Source organism: Paenibacillus sp. FSL K6-2862, from assembly GCF_038005125.1.
GTDB classification, from domain to species: Bacteria; Bacillota; Bacilli; order Paenibacillales; family Paenibacillaceae; genus Paenibacillus; species Paenibacillus illinoisensis_A.
In genome coordinates this window covers 1,132,958-1,148,913 of record NZ_JBBOSN010000001.1, presented here as the reverse complement: position 1 = coordinate 1,148,913, position 15,956 = coordinate 1,132,958, and the positions used below count along the sequence as shown (strand labels likewise).

Sequence of the window (15,956 nt, the reverse complement as noted above, 5' to 3'; positions counted from 1 at the left end):
GTGAAAACAAACCTCGAACCAAACGTTACTTTGGAACTGGCCAAGAAATCGGATCTGCCAGAATTCAGAAAAAAATTGCAGGAAGCCTTTGCTATTGGCGTAACTGAAGCATTTGGAGATGCTGATCACGGGCCGATCCCATCGGATCACGATGTTCAGCAGTCTTTTGATGCTCCTGGAGCAGTCGTATATCATATTCTTCAAGAGGATCAGAAGGTCGGTGGGGCCGTACTGCGTATTAACAGTGAAACAAACTATAATGACCTAGATTTGTTCTACGTATCTCCGGAACATCACAGCCTAGGGATTGGTCTTTCTGCTTGGAAAGCCATTGAAGCAAAGTATCCGGAAACTGTACGTTGGGAAACCGGAACACCCTATTTCGAAAAACGAAATATCCATTTCTATGTGAATAAATGTGGATTCCAAATTGTAGAGTTCTACAATAAGTATCACCCCGAACCGCACATGCATCACGATCAATACGAAGATAACAATCCCCTATTGGGGGATGAGGACTTCTTCCGATTTGAAAAGGTTATGAACAAGGATTAAACAACATGTTCTTGTTAAATTAACTTGTCCGTTAGTTAAACAAAGCAGCAGATCACATGGATCAGCTGCTTTCTTGGTATTATTAAGCTATCGTTACCCGTTAGTTTAATGAACTAAATCGAATCCACCATGGAATCAACCACGTCTTCTGTCTCTCTAGAAGCAGCACTTGATAAGTTTTTGTGTTTTTCTCCCCAGATTTTCATTTCCATAATGATCGGCACTAATGTGCGTCCGAATTCCGATAGCGAGTATTCCACTTTGGGAGGAACTTGCGGGTACACCTCACGGTGCACGATTCCGTCTTCTTCAAGCTCTCGAAGCTGTAGCGTCAGCATTCTCTGCGTAATGGTCGGACATATTCTGCGAAACTCGTTAAATCGTACAGGGCCTTCAATCATATGATACAAAAGTACACCCTTCCACTTGCCGCCAATGACATCCAACGTATACTCGACGGGACAACCTTCTTCATTCGGGCAATGGCCATATCCCGATTTGCGGTCACGCATGTATTTATCCTCCTTTTTTAACAGTATACAAATTGATACTACATCACACTATTGTGCGTACTATTCACGATAGTTAATATACGTTATATTACAACCAGAAAGCAATAAGTGATGTACATTCAAGGAGGAAACGACTATGTCAAACCGACAAATGAAAGCCATCGGCTTGCTGAACTATCTACCTATTGAGCATCCTGAGAGCTTGCTGGACGTTATGATGGATGTACCTGAACCTACTGGGAGAGACTTGCTGATCCGAGTCAAAGCCATCTCCGTTAATCCCGTTGACGTTAAAGTGCGCGCTCCCAAAAATCGGACCGAAAACACGCCAAAGGTTCTCGGTTGGGATGTTGCAGGTGTCGTTGAACAAGCCGGACCGGAATCTTCGCTGTTCAAACCCGGCGATGAAGTGTATTATGCCGGCAGCATTGACCGTCCTGGTGGGAATAGCGAGTTTCATCTCGTTGATGAGAGAATCGTCGGTTCTAAACCAGCAACACTGGAATTTGCGCATGCAGCCGCTCTGCCGTTAACCGCTATCACCGCTTGGGAAGGACTATTTGATCGTTTGGGTGTGTCTGCTGCCACCGAGCGCAACGAAGGTAAGACCATTTTAATCATTGGGGCAGCGGGTGGTGTAGGTTCTATTGCGACACAACTGGCCAAACAAGCTGGTTTGACTGTCATCGGCACAGCTTCACGTGCGGAATCTGCTGAGTGGGCTAAAAATATGGGAGCTGACCACATTATCAATCATTACGAAGCATTTCTCCCTCAGCTCAAAACACTAGGTTTAGAATATGTTGATTATATTTTCTGCTTGAACAGTACGGAGAAGCATTGGGTCAATATGGCTGAAGCCATTGCTCCCCAAGGGAAAATCTGCTCCATTGTGGAGACGGATGAACTGCTCGATCTGACCTTACTGAAAAACAAAAGCGTCACTTTTGCCTGGGAGCTAATGTTCACCAGACCATTATTCCAGACTTCGGATATGATTGAACAGCACAACCTGTTAAACGAAGTTTCCCGTATGATCGATGATGGACGCTTACGAACTACGGTTGCCCAGATCCTCTCTCCCATCAATGCAGCCAATTTGCGTAAAGCCCATGCCATACTGGAAGAAGGACGTATGACAGGTAAAATCGTGATTGAGAACTTCGAGTAACTAATTGATTGCTAAACGCAAGGACAGGAACGTTTGTATTCGAAACTAATGACTGCTTAAAACGTCTCCGCAAACGAAGCATAGGTAGAGTCAGTTTATGAATATATTATTCGCGAGATTATGCTATTCTGTCCGTTAGTTAAACAAAAGCAGCCGATCACTATGGTCGGCTGCTTCTCGGATTTAGACGCAGTACTACTCATATTCTAAAGAACTAACTGTATGGGTTAAGAATCGCGAGTGTCTGATGATCCTCCCATTTCCCATTAATATGAACATTCTGTCGAGCAATGCCTTCTTTTTGAAAGCCAGCCTTCTCAAGCACTCGAATTGAAGCGATATTATGCGTCATTGCCCCGGCTTCAATTCGATGTAATTTCAATGTATTGAAGCCATGGTCAACGACTAACCGAACAGCCTCAGTCGTGTAGCCTCTACCATTACTTTTTTGATCTAAGTCGTATCCGATATATGCACTTTGAAGAGGTCCCCGCATCACGTGGAAAAGGCTTACCGTCCCCACTAACATATTATCGGTGTTTGTAAAGATTCCAAAATGATATGCTTGGTCATTTTTTCGATCTTCGGCCTGCTTCTGGATACGTTTGAGCTGTCCTTCCATCGTATAAAATTCGTCGGTGCGTGTCGGTGCGTAGCTTTCAAAAAAATCACGGTTTTCTATCTGCAATTGGAGTAGTCCAGCAGCATCATCGACGGAAAGATCCCTAATATGTATGTTGACGCTTCTCATAGTAAGCCACTCCTTTTATAAATATTTGTGTAATTGATTGAGCGTTGAGCTCCGCTGTTAATCGAGCAATAAAAGTAATGTAAATGATAGCATAGGTACTATTCAAACTCAAAAATGTAATCTCATCGAATCTAAATCTATCCTGCCCATTCGTTGAACAAAAGCAGCCGATCATATTGATCAGCTGCTTTCTTTGTTTTATAACGCTATCGTTTCCCGTTAACGTAATCTCTAGATTTCCTTAGGCTCAAAGTGTAGCTAACCGACTTCTTACTTTTTCTCGAATTGATTCATCTTCATCATGAAAAAGTAACTGCAATACTACTGCTGAAGTCTTTTTGTTATAAGCAACCCTTTCTCTCACTGATGAATCGAGATCTTTAGCCATTTTCATCTGAAGATGTTCGGGTAACCTGTTCTTAGAAGCAATCATTCCCCTCACACGTTCTGATTGATCGTCAGAAAGAATCTCAATAATTTTATACGGTATTGTCTTATTCTGCGCTACCCAAAACCTCATATCCGGATACTTTTCAATAACCTCCACCCAAACTTCCAAGGTGGCTTCTTCCCAAGCAGCTCTAAGATATTCACTTTGGGTTTCACTCTCTCGAAGTCGTACAAATTCTTCAGCTGAATTTATCAATATGAACAACTCCACGTTTCAAAATTAATGTTATTATTCTTGGTTTCTCCGCTGTTAATTGAACATCTCCTATGGCCAGGCCGCCTACTTGGTCTTTTGCGCTATCGTTTTCCGTTAGTTTAATGCATAGTGGGGGATCTATGACTAATCGGTAATCTGACTATGTTCTTGTCCTTCCGCATTATACACGCTGTTTGTTGTTAACTACTTTTTATTTAAAAACGATTGGCATCATCAATTTATCGACAATTCTTTCTATATACTGAGCATTATTAGACTGATTCCTGGAGTAAAGATTATTATACATGACTAGCGCAGGTCCAATATCTGAGATTAGCTCTATATCGTCGTCAGTAAGTTGATATTCTTTTACATAAGGTTCGAGAATGGATGCGATCATATTTCTGTAACTCCAGTAAAAAGCATCACGCATTCCTTGATCTAATTGTTCATTTAGAGCGTTACATATCGCATTCATTGCTTTTTGGTATTTTTTATTATCTTGCATGAAAAGCAGAGAAAGCAGATCAATCAATTGTCCACGCAAGTCCTGATTTGTATTTAATTTATTTATGGACACCTCAAGGGGATTCGTCAACATGGCAGCGTCAATGACAAGTTCCATTTTAGAAGACCAACGTCTATATATTGTCCCCTTACCGACTTTTGCTTTGATAGCAACTGCATCTATGGTTAATGAGTCATAGCCTTTTTCTGCTAACAATTCTAACGTTGTCTCAAGAATGACCTTATTGCGTGACAAATCGAGAGGACGCCCTCTTTTTTCTTCTGTAGGGTATTCTTTTTCATTTTCATGTGACATAAACCTTTGCCACCTTTCCTATAGGTAAAGCTTTGTATTTTATAGATTAAGTATACCATTTTCTTTTCAATATACGATACTATTGCGTTCTGTAAATATATTTGTTATGATTCTTTTACGGAACTAATGAGTTCTATATATAAACGATTTGGAGGAATATGATATGACAACACCAAGAGTATTGCTTATCGGTGCATCTGGCAAAGTCGGATCAAAAGTTGTTAAAGAATTCGATAAAAACGGTGAGGACGTCGTGCTTCGTCTGGCGACAAGTCGTCGGGAAACTGCTGAAAAGTGGCAAACTGAGGGTCGTGAAGCCGTTGTACTTGATCTTAATGAGCCAACGACCTTCGCTGCAGCCCTAGCGGGAGTTGACCGAGTTTTTTTATTAACTGGTTACACGTCTGATATGCTGATTCAAAGTAAACATCTGGTCGACGCAGCGGTCGATGCAGGTGTAAGCCATATCGTTCATCTGGGTGTCTTCACCTCGCGTCGTGATCTTATTCCTCACTTTAACTGGCATGACCTTATAGAAACCTATATCGAAGCAAGTGAAATTGCTTGGACGCATCTGCATCCCAACGTCATTACCGACAGTGTCTTGACACTTCCTCTTTTAATGGAAACGGGTTCTTTTTCAGTCTTTTGGAGTGATATGCCGCAAGGATGGGTATTCGCAGAAGATATAGCCGCTGTCGCTGCAACTGTGTTGCGAGAGGGACCGGAGAAACACGGGAGCGCCAATTATTATCTGAGCACGGAAGTATTGACAGGTCCAGAGGTTGCTGACATTCTAACTGAGACTACAGGAAAAGAGATCAAGTGTAATGCATTCGACCCTTCAGCTTTGGAAGTGCATGTTCCTCAGATTTCAAATGTTGGTGAACGTGCCTACATGGAGAGTGCCGTCATTACAATGAAATTAGGGGCTGCTGGTCAAATGACTGCTCAGACTGTTGTTCGTGACGACGTCTTAACAGTGCTAGGACGTCCTGGAACTACCATGGCGGAATGGGCGCGTCAGAACTTAAGTTGACGATCTGAGGACAGAATATGGGAAAATTGAAATCCTGGTCTGCCTAGGGGAAACAGCATACATTGCCTAAGGGCATCTAATATGACTATGCGACCTCTTCATTTCACATTGTTCGCATCGATGTATTGTTTTAAAGTGTTCTGTTAAGAGTCCACTGTCAACCGGGCAGGTTGTCCTGCGACATTACAAAGATAAAACTTTTAGCTGAGACCGTTTCCAGGTATTCAACAAGGGAATGGTCGTTTTTCTTTGGAACGAATTGAAACTATCCTGCCCGTTAGTTGAACAAAAGTAGCTGATCAACTTAATCAGCTGCTTATTTTTATTATTGAACTAACGTTTCCCGTTAGTTCAATTGTCTCGAAAGCAAATTTAACTATGTATTTTAGTTTTATTGACATGATAAAAACAGACAGAATATACGACAAGGTAGGTTGATTGAATCAACACATGTAATATAATAATTGAAAATTAAATGAGGGATGGTGCTTCTCCATTGAAAACTTTTTATTGTGATCTGGAAATAACCTTAGATGTCATTGGCGGAAAGTGGAGACCTCTTATCCTGTATTACTTAATAAAAGGTCCTAAACGGACCGGTGAATTAAAAAGGCTCATACCATCCATTTCTCAGAAAATGTTAGTACAGTCGTTGCGGGAATTGGAAAGTAATCATTTGATTATAAGGAAAATGTTCAATCAGGTACCACCAAAAGTGGAATATGCAGTATCCGAAATGGGTATGTCACTTGAACCCACTTTGCGAGCACTCTGTGATTGGGGTCAGGATTATGCAGAGAAGGCATTGAACAAGGATGAATATCGCAGATTAAATGTGGAATAGAGTAATTTTAAAAATCAATTTATTCTTTACTTCATCACAATTATCACTTTTTGGTTACTATATAACCAAAAAGTACGTACTATTTTAAAAGTGATACATCGTACATAATGAGACTTGTGGCCATGAAGAAAATTAAAAGGTTAATAAAGGAGTGTGTAGTGATGTCAACAAACAACAATCAAATCATTCTCAATATACGTTTTAAAATTAAGCCTGGTAAGAAAGAAGCTTTTCGTGAAAGTCTATTTGCAATGATTAGCAACTTCAAAAGTGAACCTGCCTTTGTCAATGCGATCGTCTCCGATGATCTTGATCATTCTGATGATCTTGTCATCTATGAGATCTGGCAGGGAACTAGAGAAAGTTGGGTTCAACACGAACTTCCTAAACCTTATCGTGCTGAGTATGAAGGTGCACTTACCAACCTTATTGATGATAGAATCGTAAGCTGGCTTGAACCAGTCGGTGAATGGGGAAGTACACTAACGAATGTTAGACAGTAATTTTTTTTAAAAGGTAAGTATTATCACTTGCACAGTAAGTTAATAACTAATTTTTTTTGATTATAATGTAACTATAATTGTTACAATAACATAATATCATACCTCATTTACCTTTATTGGAGAATAAGATTGTGAAACAAGGGCTTTCAGTCAAGCATATGGTCATAAAACTGGTGAACAATTCGGAAAGTTGTGATTGGTTTCTAGTTATAAGATTAAAGCATTAATAAAAGTACAAAGGGGTTATTCATATGGGTAAAATACTTATTACTGGAGCAACAGGTAATCTCGGCAGCAGAACACTAGAGCTTCTTCTTAAAAAGGTTCCGTCCAATCAGGTCGCTGTATTGGTACGTAATCCCGAATCGGAAAAAATGAAAAAGTTTGTTAAAGAAGGTATAGAAGCTCACCAGGGAGACTATTTTGATTATGACTCACTTCTGCGAGCTTTTAATGGTGTTGAAAAAGTTATGCTTATTTCCGCGCAAGCATTTACCGACCGCAATACGCAACATTTCAATGTCATTGCAGCTGCAAAACAGGCTGGTGTCAAACACGTGATTTTCACGTCGATCATACGAAGAGAAAATTCAAATCTTATTATTCCCGAAGTATCGATGTCAGACTTATTTGCTGAACAAACACTTAAAGCATCTGGATTAGCCTATACCATACTGCACAATCCACCATATCTTGAAGTCATGCATTCGTATTTCGGAGATGCGCTTAAAGTCGGCGTACGAGTACCAGCGGGTTCCGGTAAAGTAGCCGCTGCATCTCTGGACGATTTGGCGGCAGCCAACGTAGCCGTTCTTACTCAAAACGGGCACGAAAATAAGTCATATACTTTAAGTGGCAGCGAGGGAAGCTCTTTTGCAGACATTGCTGAAGCCCTCTCGGAGATTAATGAGATAAATATCCCTTATGAGGCAATTAGCGAAAAAGAATATATAGACACTATGGTAGCGAATGGCATGCCTATTCTTATGACTGATTTCTTATTAGGTTGGGTGCGTGGAGTCAACACTGGAGAATTCTCGGAGACGTCTGGGGATCTTGAACGTCTGATTGGCCGAAAACCAATGACATATAAGGAATTCTTCAAAATCAAATCTCCGTTTTCTAAAATTGAAGATTGAGAGCTGGAATGTTACTAACTTAACTCTATGAAAAATTTAGAGATATTTGCAAGGAAGATATACTATGGGCCGCAAAGGGCAAAGTATTATTCAGATCGTTAACTAAAGTTTCCCTTCAGTCAATATGATATACGAAGAAATAGCCAACCATTTAAATGATTGGCTATTTTCTATTCAGCGTTATTAAAACATACTTCTCCAATGCTGACAGGGCTCCATTATTGAACGTGCACAGGTACAAGTTCCTTCCTTGATTCTTGATGATCCCTATTCTGGTTTTGTATCTTCATTTTCCGCTTTCTTTGAACTGCTTTCTCTCCATATGGGACATCCCCCATTGATGCAAGGTTTCCAAAATCGGAGAAAGGCTCATGCCGTATTCCGTGATGGAGTACTCCACTTTCGGAGGAACTTGAGGATAAACGACTCGCTTCACGATCTCTTCCTCCTCCAACTGGCGCAGATGGAGCGTAAGCATCCTTTGCGTGATATCAGGCAACAATCTTTTTAATTCATTGAACCTCAAAGGTTCACCTTGAAATAGATGGTAAAGAATCATCGGCTTCCATTTGCCGACAATTGAATCCAGCGCCACAACGAATTGACATTGGACAGGGTTCTTTTGCATGTGTTCTCCTCCGTTACAGTACCTTTTTTAATACTATACCACATGATTGTGCGTACTTCTCAAATCGTATATATACGATATGATTAATCCAGAACGTATATTTAGTTTAATTACGAAAGGAAGTTTTTAATCATGTCAACCCTACTATACATCACCGCACATCCTCTTGATCCTCAATCATCTTATAGTCTCGCAGTTGGGAACGAATTTATTGAAGCATACCGCAAGGCAAATCCAACAGACGAAGTTGTGTATTTAGATCTGTACCAAGAGAACATTCCACAAATTGATGCTGATGTCTTACGCGGTTGGGGAAAGATCCGATCAGGTTCGTCTTTCGATCAACTGACAGATGCTGAGAAATCAAAAGTAGCTCGTCATGAAGAGATTATTGACCAATTCGTGGCTGCCGATAAATATGTGTACGTCTCACCTATGTGGAACTTCTCGATCCCACCGGTTCTGAAAGCATACACGGATGCGACTTCAGTTGCGGGTAAGACTTTCAGATATACCACGAATGGTCCTGCGGGTCTGTTGTCCGGTAAAAAAGCATTACACATTCAAGCTTCCGGATCCGTTTATTCGGAAGGTCCTCTTGCGCCAGTTGAAATGGGATACAGCTATCTAAAAAAGATATTACACTTCTATGGAATTCAATCTATTGAGGCCATTTTTGTGGAGGGAGTGGCATCGTTAGAGCAAGCACCGATTATTAAGGAAAAAGCAATTGCAAAAGCAAAGGAAGTTGCCAAACGTTTCTGATCGTTCATCTTGTTTTCAATGGAGTCAAATCCATGTCGAAATCCTTCCGGATGCAGTCGGTTAGGGCTTAGCATTTTATAAATATACTGTGCGTGCGTTAATTGAACAAAAGCAGCCGATCATATTGATCAGCTGCTTTCTTTGTTTTATAACGCTATCGTTTCCCGTTAGCTTAACGACGTATTAGTCCTTTAACTACTTCTTAGCTCTTTTGTGCTTCTAATTTTTTTAAGGTAGGATAATCCGTGTAACCTTTGCTTCCCCCCGCGAAGAAGGTTTTAGGATCTGCCTCATTTAATGGTGCCCCTGTTTTAAGGCGCTCTACTAAATCCGGGTTAGCTAATGACCATGCACCAACTGGAATGATATCAGCTATGCCGTTGTCAAGATCGATACTCAGATCTTCCAGAGCACGACCTGCCCGGTTGACTAATAATGGATTGGTCCAAATGGAGCGAACGCCCTGGAGCAGCTTCTCATTTCCAAGATGCATCACATGAAGGTAAGCCAAATCTAGCTTCGCTAATTCTTGGACCAGATAAAGATACAGTTCAGGTCCTTGCTCCCCATCCTGAATTCCTCCAAGGGGTGTTCCCGGTGAAATTCGGAAGCCCGTTCTTTCTGCGCCAATTTCCTCTACAACGGCTTTCGTCACTTCAATTGCGAAACGGGCCCGGTTTTCGATCGATCCCCCATATTCATCCGTCCGTGTATTCGAATTTTCACCAATGAATTGATTAATGAGATACCCATTAGCTCCGTGAATTTCAACGCCGTCTGCACCGGCTTCAATAGCTGCTGCTGCTGCCTTCCGGAAATCGGCAATGGTTGTCTGAATATCCTCTTGGCTTAACTCGCGCGGAACAGGGATGTCCTGCATGCCTGTAGCGGTAAACATCTGAACACCTGGAGCAATCGCTGACGGCGCGACAGGCTGACGATGATGAGGCGTATTATCGGGATGAGACATACGGCCAGCATGCATTAACTGGATGAACATAAACCCGCCTGCTGCATGAACGGCATCTGTAACTTTTTTTCACCCTGCAATATGATGTTCCGTATAGATTCCCGGCGACCACAGGTATCCTTGGCCATCGTCGGATGGTTGCGCACCTTCCGTGATTAGAAGCCCCATCGATGCTCTTTGTGCATAATACAGGGAGGTTAATTCACCCGGGGTACCGTCTTCTTCTGCTCTGCTGCGTGTCATCGGTGCCATAGCTAAACGATGTGGCAATTTCAGGTTACCAACTTTGGTTTCACTCCACAATTTGTTCATTTTTTACACTCCTCTTTAATTTTAGTCCAAACCGTAATTGTAATTAAGAAAGATGCGGATATAGAGTAGCAACGCCACCTGAAAGTCCAGCTTGAATCATTCGACTGTTATCATCAGCAAGAATCTCAAAGCTGCCGCTTTCGATACCATCAATAGCCATTCTCGCTACATCTGAAGGGTTCGATTTGGGAGCATCAAGACCGGCAGTCATGTCTGTTTCCATAAATCCTACATGTAAGCCTGCAACTCTAATCTGACGAGGGTACAAATTCAAACGTAGATCGTTCGTCAATGCCCAAGCTGCAGCCTTCGCAGCAGTATAAGCACCCGCATTTCCGCCGCTGAACCAAGATAATGCGGAAAGAATATTCAGAACCGTACCTCCACCGTTGTTTTCGATGACCGGGGCAAAAGCGCGAACCATGGATAACGTACCGAAGAAATGCGTGTCCATTTCCAGCTGGATTTTTGCTAAATCGCCTTCTAGGAGAGAAGCACCTGTAGATGATCCTGCATTGTTGATGAGAAGGGTAATGTCCTTAGCAAGGCTGGCAGCTGCTGCTACCTCTTGAGGATTGGTTACATCAAGCTTTACAGGTGTAACGCCGGGGATATCGATAGTCTCTGGATTTCTTGCCCCTGCGTAAACCTTAGCCCCTCTAGATAGAAGTTCAAGTGTAAGCTGGCGGCCAAGCCCCCTGTTTGCTCCAGTAACAAATGCGACTTGTTTAGAAATATTCATTGTATTAGCTCCTTTTTTTTGTTTTGGATTGTAATTATTCATTATAAAATCAAGGCCCAAAGGCTAAATTTTCGAGAACGATCATTCTAATAATGGTTGAATAAAGCACCATTGTATGAAGACTATTTTAATGAAGATTAGATATCTTAATTTAAGAACGATCATACTAGAATATACATAGAAAATGATACAACAGCGTGTGCTTCTTATTCATGATTATTGCTTTGATTTAAGGAGCATTCCACCCCAAGTATGAGTGATGAAATCCGGAGCGAACTTCATGGAAAAGCGCATGATTTTCGTAAACCCCGCATTTACTCGCAGTTTATTTTTCTCCATCCCTTTAATACCGATGTTTACAAGCTTCTCTAATGGCAGAGAAATTATTTTATTCAAGAAACCTTCGTCAAAAGTGTCTGTGAGATTGGTTTCAGAAATAACAGGTGGACAAAGTTCCACTACATGTATGTTTTTACCTTTAGCCCGAATTTGCTCACGTAACGCATCACTAAACATGTGAATGCCAGCTTTTGTAGCAGAATACGTAGGTGCGTTGGCGATAGTAATATTAGCAAGTAGAGAACTCATGTTAACAATCATTGCCTCCTGTTGTTTAGCTAACAGTGGTAACAATGCCTTGGTCATGTAGATTGTCCCGTTCAAATTTGTGGCAACTTCTGCAGTAATATCCTCGTAAGTGACTGTTTCATCAAACAAGTCGAATTCGTGGATAATACCTGCATTATTCATAACCATATCCAGTCTGGGATAGTTAAGGGTTAGCTCCTTCGCAAGATGCTCTACACTATTGGGATTGCTAACATCAGCCATTATGCCGATAAAGCCGGGATTATTATTTACGATCTGGTCGATTCGTTGTTGTGAGCGTCCAGTTATGATTACAGTGTTCCCCATGTCGTGCAGTCGTTTCGCAAAAGCAAAGCCAATTCCGGACGTACCACCAGTCACCAGAATGGTTCTGCCTTTCAATTTCATGATCATCACCCACTTTCTTTAAAATCGGATAAGAACTTTCCCTTTAGGATGACCTGTTGCAACAAGGGTTAGAGCTTCATTGATATCTTCAATGCGAAACTCTGTGGGGTCCACCGCGGGAACAATTCCGTTCTTTTCAATAATCTTAGTAATTTTCCGTAATTGCTCTCCATCGCTGCGTACAAAGACGAAATGATATTCGATCTTCTTTTTCTTTGCTTTGTGATCATACTTGGCTCCGGCAATACTGAATAGCTTTTGTTTCCACCACGGTAAGCCCATAGCTTTAGCAAAACGTTTATTAGGGCCTGTCCTTAGCGAAAGAAGATGACCACCTGGTTTAATGACGGAGAGTTCATGATCAAATTCACCGGGTCCCAAGGTATCGATCACATAATCAAGATCGCGAAGTCGTTCCCAATAGTTCTCAGTCGTGTAGTCAATGTATTGACTCGCTCCAGCGGCCATTGTACGTTCGCGTGCTGTTGGACTTCCACTAACAATAACCTTAAGCCCCATGCTTTTAGCGATAGGAATAGCCATTTGGCCAAATGAACCAGAGCCTCCGGGAATGAACAAGCTTTCTCCAGCTTTTGCAGCCAGCTCTTCATGCAAACTTTGATAGGCTGTCAATCCCGTTAAAGGTGCAGCCGCACCGGTTACAAAATCCAGATTATCCGGTAAGTGAGCAATGGCATCCGCATGAATCGCCGCGTATTCGGCAAACGCACCTATTTTTTGCAGCGGGAGCCGTGTATAAATCGCATCACCAACTTTGAAATCAGTGACGTTCTTGCCTATCTTCTCGACAATACCTGAGAGCTCATTACCGAGTGTCAGTGGGAACGCATAGTCCTGGATTAACTTCACGCTTCCAGTAGCGATAAGCAGTTCCAAGTGGTTAACCGCCGCAGCTTTCACCTTAACCAAAACTTCGTGATCCGTTATTTCCGGGACTGGGATATCGCGCACTTCAACTTTAAACTGTTTTGAATATTGAGTAATCTGTGCTGCTTTCATAAAAATATCCTCCTATACGCATCACCAAGTAACATTTATTATATTTTGTAACTTACACAGCAAGCATAATATTATTGGTTACAAAAGTCAATGTTTGTTACTACATGTCTTATATGCTAAAATAAATTAAAGGTATGATTACCGGTTGGTAAAGACTAACTAACGAAAGAAGGGTTGGGCAAAACGGTGTGAGACTGGGGTATAGCAGTAACTGGTCGCTTAAAAAGCCCCATATTCACCTGCCATAACAAATGGCTAAAATCACGCAGCAGCTTATTATTGAAACAGCCGAGGCATTAATTGAGCGCACGGAGAAATCTGAAGTGACGCTCTCACAAATAGCGGATGAATTGAATATTACTCATGCAGCACTCTATAAGCATTTTAAAAATAAACAAGAACTTTGGGCAGCTGTAGCTAAAAACTGGTTCAATCGGATGATTTCAGAACAAATCAATATAAACATGGGTCATTTGGCTTCACCTCAGGAAGTGCTCCACGACTGGCTTTGGGCATTTGTGAATGCCAAAAAACGCGCTTATAATGAGAATCCCAAAATGTTCGCTTTGAATACACAATATGTGGACAGTAATCCATGGGTATTACGGGATGTGCTCTGGGATTCATATCAAAATATTGATGGGTTTATGGGTTATAACGACCCTCACTATGAGCGGGCAGAGGCAATCCTATCTGCTTTTGCAGTGTTTAGTCTTCCCTCTTTTAAAGAATCCTGGAATTCACCAGACTACCAAGAGCGGTTTGAACGCATCTGGAGTTTAATCAAACAGGGTGTTTGAAAGGATATCCTATATTACAAGGAGTAGTGCTGCCTGCCTGAGGTAACTGCTCCTGTTTCTTTGCTCCACTTCGATTTTTATCTAAGTGGGAACATGTTTTTGTCCATGAGAGCCTGGGACTGGGGAGTTCTTTTCATTCGTCTTTGTGGTATGTTTAGAGTAATTAATATTCAACTAACCTGCCCATTATTGAACAAAAGCAGCCGATCATATTGATCAGCTGCTTTCTTTGTTTTATAGCGCTATCGTTTTCCGTTAGTTTAATGACGGTCTACATATTTTATCTTGTTTCGAAGCATGGTCATTGCGTCCTTATCTTCAGCTATTATTCTGTAATTACATTATGCTGATTAATTTTTGAAAATTACGACCATATGCTTGCTTCCCATATATTCAACGGAAGTATTTAACTGCTCCGCTACAAAACGAACAGGAACGAACGCACTACCGTTCTTCAGAAGTAAAGGAGCATCTTGCATCACCGTTTGCTGGTTTACTTTTACCTGCCTGTTCCCTACAACCCAACGAATCGTTTTACCATCCTTTTGAATCGTTACCTCTTTGCTGCTCTGGTTCCAATTCACGGTTGCCCCAAGCTTCTCGGAGATGAAACGGATCGGCACATAGGTACGTCCTGTCTGAATAAATGGCGCTGCGGTAATTCGATAAGCACTGTCTCCCACATAAGCTGTCGTACTGCCAATCACCAAGCGCTGTGTCTTACGCTGACCGCCAGGCATCTCATTTCCTGCCATTTTCACAAATAATTTAGTTGTTTTCGATCCCTTGGTTAAATCTAGATAGTTATTTTGCAGCGCAAGTGGTTCAATGAATGCACCCGTATCATAATACGGTAAAAAACCACGTTGTTGGAGCGGCTCTAAATCCCAGACTCGATTGTTTTTCAAATAGAGGTAAGCCAACATTTGAAGATTTCTCAACGGCTCCAAATCATAAATCTGGTTAGATGATAAATCCAGAGAAAGTAAGTTAGTTAATTTAGATAACGGGGCAAGATCTTTGATGTTATTATTCGCAGCATCGAGTCTCCAAAGATTAACCAATCCTGCTAGCGGCTTTAGATCTGTGATCTTGTTAGAACTTATGGACAACGTATTCAGATTAACTAGTCCCGCTAGCGGTGAAAGATCATTGATTTGGTTGCTAGCTAGAGATAAATCTGTCAACTTCGTTAACTTCCCAAGAGGCTTAATATCCTCAATTTGATTGTCACTCAGATCCAATGTCGTCAAATTTACAGCATCGGATAGAGGTGAAATATCAGCAATTTGATTTCTGCTTAAAGAGAGCCTCGTCATATTGACCGCATACTCCAAACCCTGCAAACTCTTAATTCCTTTACCCGCTAAAGGAACGTCGGTCAGTGACTCTAGATCCTCTTTGGTTAGGGATTCATCGTCGTTTTTATTCAATAATGACTTAAGCGCTTGTTCTAGATTGAGATCCTCAAAAGCCAAAGGCTGTTGGTTAGACGCCTCCATGTAAGCCTGTCCTGGTAAGCCCAGACCCAAGACAAAGATAATTATTAATCCAGCAAGGTATTTCTTCATTCTGACCATTCCTCTCCAACCCCTGTATAAACTAGCCCATAGTTGCTTCAATTAGTACGCAATTTGGATAGAAAAGTTGTATTGAAGATTAATGTAAATAGTTGAATAAAAGCAGCCAATCACAATGATCAGCTGCTTTCTTGTTGTTATGAACTAACGTTTCCCGTTA

17 protein-coding genes and 1 pseudogene are annotated in these 15,956 nt (G+C 41.5%); 8 read left to right on the top strand and 10 right to left on the bottom strand.

Annotated elements, in window-relative coordinates; genetic code table 11:
* Positions 1–555, top strand: a complete 555-nt coding sequence (locus tag MHB82_RS05180; RefSeq protein WP_341174042.1) for a GNAT family N-acetyltransferase — start codon at positions 1–3, stop codon at positions 553–555.
* Positions 556–668: 113 nt separating this feature from the next.
* Here MHB82_RS05180 and MHB82_RS05175 read toward each other — a convergent pair whose 3' ends face one another.
* Entirely contained in the window at positions 669–1,067 is a 399-nt protein-coding gene (locus tag MHB82_RS05175; RefSeq protein WP_341174041.1) for a winged helix-turn-helix transcriptional regulator, read from the bottom strand.
* A 136-nt stretch (positions 1,068–1,203) separates the two neighbouring features.
* On the opposite strand from MHB82_RS05175, the gene MHB82_RS05170 reads away from it, so the two are divergent.
* On the top strand, positions 1,204–2,238 hold the full coding sequence (locus tag MHB82_RS05170) for a zinc-binding alcohol dehydrogenase family protein (protein ID WP_341174040.1): 1,035 nt from the start codon (positions 1,204–1,206) through the stop codon (positions 2,236–2,238).
* 214 nt (positions 2,239–2,452) lie between these two features.
* Here MHB82_RS05170 and MHB82_RS05165 read toward each other — a convergent pair whose 3' ends face one another.
* The 3 genes from MHB82_RS05165 to MHB82_RS05155 form a co-directional block, all read right to left on the bottom strand.
* Positions 2,453–2,989, bottom strand: coding sequence for a GNAT family N-acetyltransferase (locus MHB82_RS05165; protein WP_341174039.1), 537 nt, complete (start codon positions 2,987–2,989; stop codon positions 2,453–2,455).
* A gap of 247 nt (positions 2,990–3,236) precedes the next feature.
* Positions 3,237–3,635 carry a hypothetical protein gene (locus MHB82_RS05160; protein ID WP_341174038.1) on the bottom strand — a complete coding sequence of 133 codons (399 nt, stop codon included), beginning with the start codon at positions 3,633–3,635 and terminating at the stop codon, positions 3,237–3,239.
* Positions 3,636–3,846: 211 nt separating this feature from the next.
* Complete coding sequence (locus MHB82_RS05155; protein WP_341174037.1) at positions 3,847–4,458, bottom strand: TetR/AcrR family transcriptional regulator; 612 nt, start codon at positions 4,456–4,458, stop codon at positions 3,847–3,849.
* Positions 4,459–4,621: 163 nt separating this feature from the next.
* On the opposite strand from MHB82_RS05155, the gene MHB82_RS05150 reads away from it, so the two are divergent.
* The 4 genes from MHB82_RS05150 to MHB82_RS05135 all read left to right on the top strand — a co-directional run bounded on the left by MHB82_RS05150 (position 4,622) and on the right by MHB82_RS05135 (position 7,983).
* Positions 4,622–5,497: an SDR family oxidoreductase gene (locus MHB82_RS05150; protein ID WP_341174036.1), complete on the top strand. Its 876-nt coding sequence runs from the start codon at positions 4,622–4,624 to the stop codon at positions 5,495–5,497.
* 496 nt (positions 5,498–5,993) lie between these two features.
* Positions 5,994–6,341 carry a winged helix-turn-helix transcriptional regulator gene (locus tag MHB82_RS05145; RefSeq protein WP_341174035.1) on the top strand — a complete coding sequence of 116 codons (348 nt, stop codon included), beginning with the start codon at positions 5,994–5,996 and terminating at the stop codon, positions 6,339–6,341.
* 161 nt (positions 6,342–6,502) lie between these two features.
* Positions 6,503–6,844 carry an antibiotic biosynthesis monooxygenase gene (locus tag MHB82_RS05140; protein WP_341174034.1) on the top strand — a complete coding sequence of 114 codons (342 nt, stop codon included), beginning with the start codon at positions 6,503–6,505 and terminating at the stop codon, positions 6,842–6,844.
* A gap of 251 nt (positions 6,845–7,095) precedes the next feature.
* Entirely contained in the window at positions 7,096–7,983 is an 888-nt protein-coding gene (locus MHB82_RS05135) for an SDR family oxidoreductase (protein WP_341174033.1), read from the top strand.
* A gap of 286 nt (positions 7,984–8,269) precedes the next feature.
* Here the strand turns inward: MHB82_RS05135 and MHB82_RS05130 are convergent, their stop codons facing one another.
* Positions 8,270–8,611, bottom strand: a complete 342-nt coding sequence (locus tag MHB82_RS05130; protein WP_341174032.1) for a winged helix-turn-helix transcriptional regulator — start codon at positions 8,609–8,611, stop codon at positions 8,270–8,272.
* A 132-nt stretch (positions 8,612–8,743) separates the two neighbouring features.
* On the opposite strand from MHB82_RS05130, the gene MHB82_RS05125 reads away from it, so the two are divergent.
* Positions 8,744–9,376 carry an NAD(P)H-dependent oxidoreductase gene (locus MHB82_RS05125; RefSeq protein ID WP_341174031.1) on the top strand — a complete coding sequence of 211 codons (633 nt, stop codon included), beginning with the start codon at positions 8,744–8,746 and terminating at the stop codon, positions 9,374–9,376.
* Between the two features lie 202 nt (positions 9,377–9,578).
* Here the strand turns inward: MHB82_RS05125 and MHB82_RS05120 are convergent.
* From MHB82_RS05120 to MHB82_RS05105, 4 genes and pseudogenes are all read right to left on the bottom strand, one after another.
* Positions 9,579–10,658 (bottom strand): annotated as a pseudogene (locus MHB82_RS05120) (alkene reductase).
* Positions 10,659–10,701: 43 nt separating this feature from the next.
* The gene (locus MHB82_RS05115) at positions 10,702–11,442 is read right to left on the bottom strand and encodes an SDR family oxidoreductase (RefSeq protein WP_341174030.1); all 741 of its coding nucleotides are present in this window, start codon (positions 11,440–11,442) and stop codon (positions 10,702–10,704) included.
* Between the two features lie 174 nt (positions 11,443–11,616).
* A complete protein-coding gene (locus tag MHB82_RS05110; protein ID WP_341174029.1) occupies positions 11,617–12,396 on the bottom strand; it encodes an SDR family oxidoreductase in 780 nt (259 codons plus the stop codon).
* Positions 12,397–12,414: 18 nt separating this feature from the next.
* Positions 12,415–13,416, bottom strand: a complete 1,002-nt coding sequence (locus MHB82_RS05105; protein ID WP_341174028.1) for an NADP-dependent oxidoreductase — start codon at positions 13,414–13,416, stop codon at positions 12,415–12,417.
* A gap of 251 nt (positions 13,417–13,667) precedes the next feature.
* On the opposite strand from MHB82_RS05105, the gene MHB82_RS05100 reads away from it, so the two are divergent.
* Complete coding sequence (locus tag MHB82_RS05100; RefSeq protein WP_341174027.1) at positions 13,668–14,216, top strand: TetR/AcrR family transcriptional regulator; 549 nt, start codon at positions 13,668–13,670, stop codon at positions 14,214–14,216.
* A gap of 350 nt (positions 14,217–14,566) precedes the next feature.
* Here the strand turns inward: MHB82_RS05100 and MHB82_RS05095 are convergent, their stop codons facing one another.
* Entirely contained in the window at positions 14,567–15,796 is a 1,230-nt protein-coding gene (locus MHB82_RS05095; protein ID WP_341174026.1) for a leucine-rich repeat domain-containing protein, read from the bottom strand.
* Positions 15,797–15,956 lie beyond the last annotated feature (160 nt).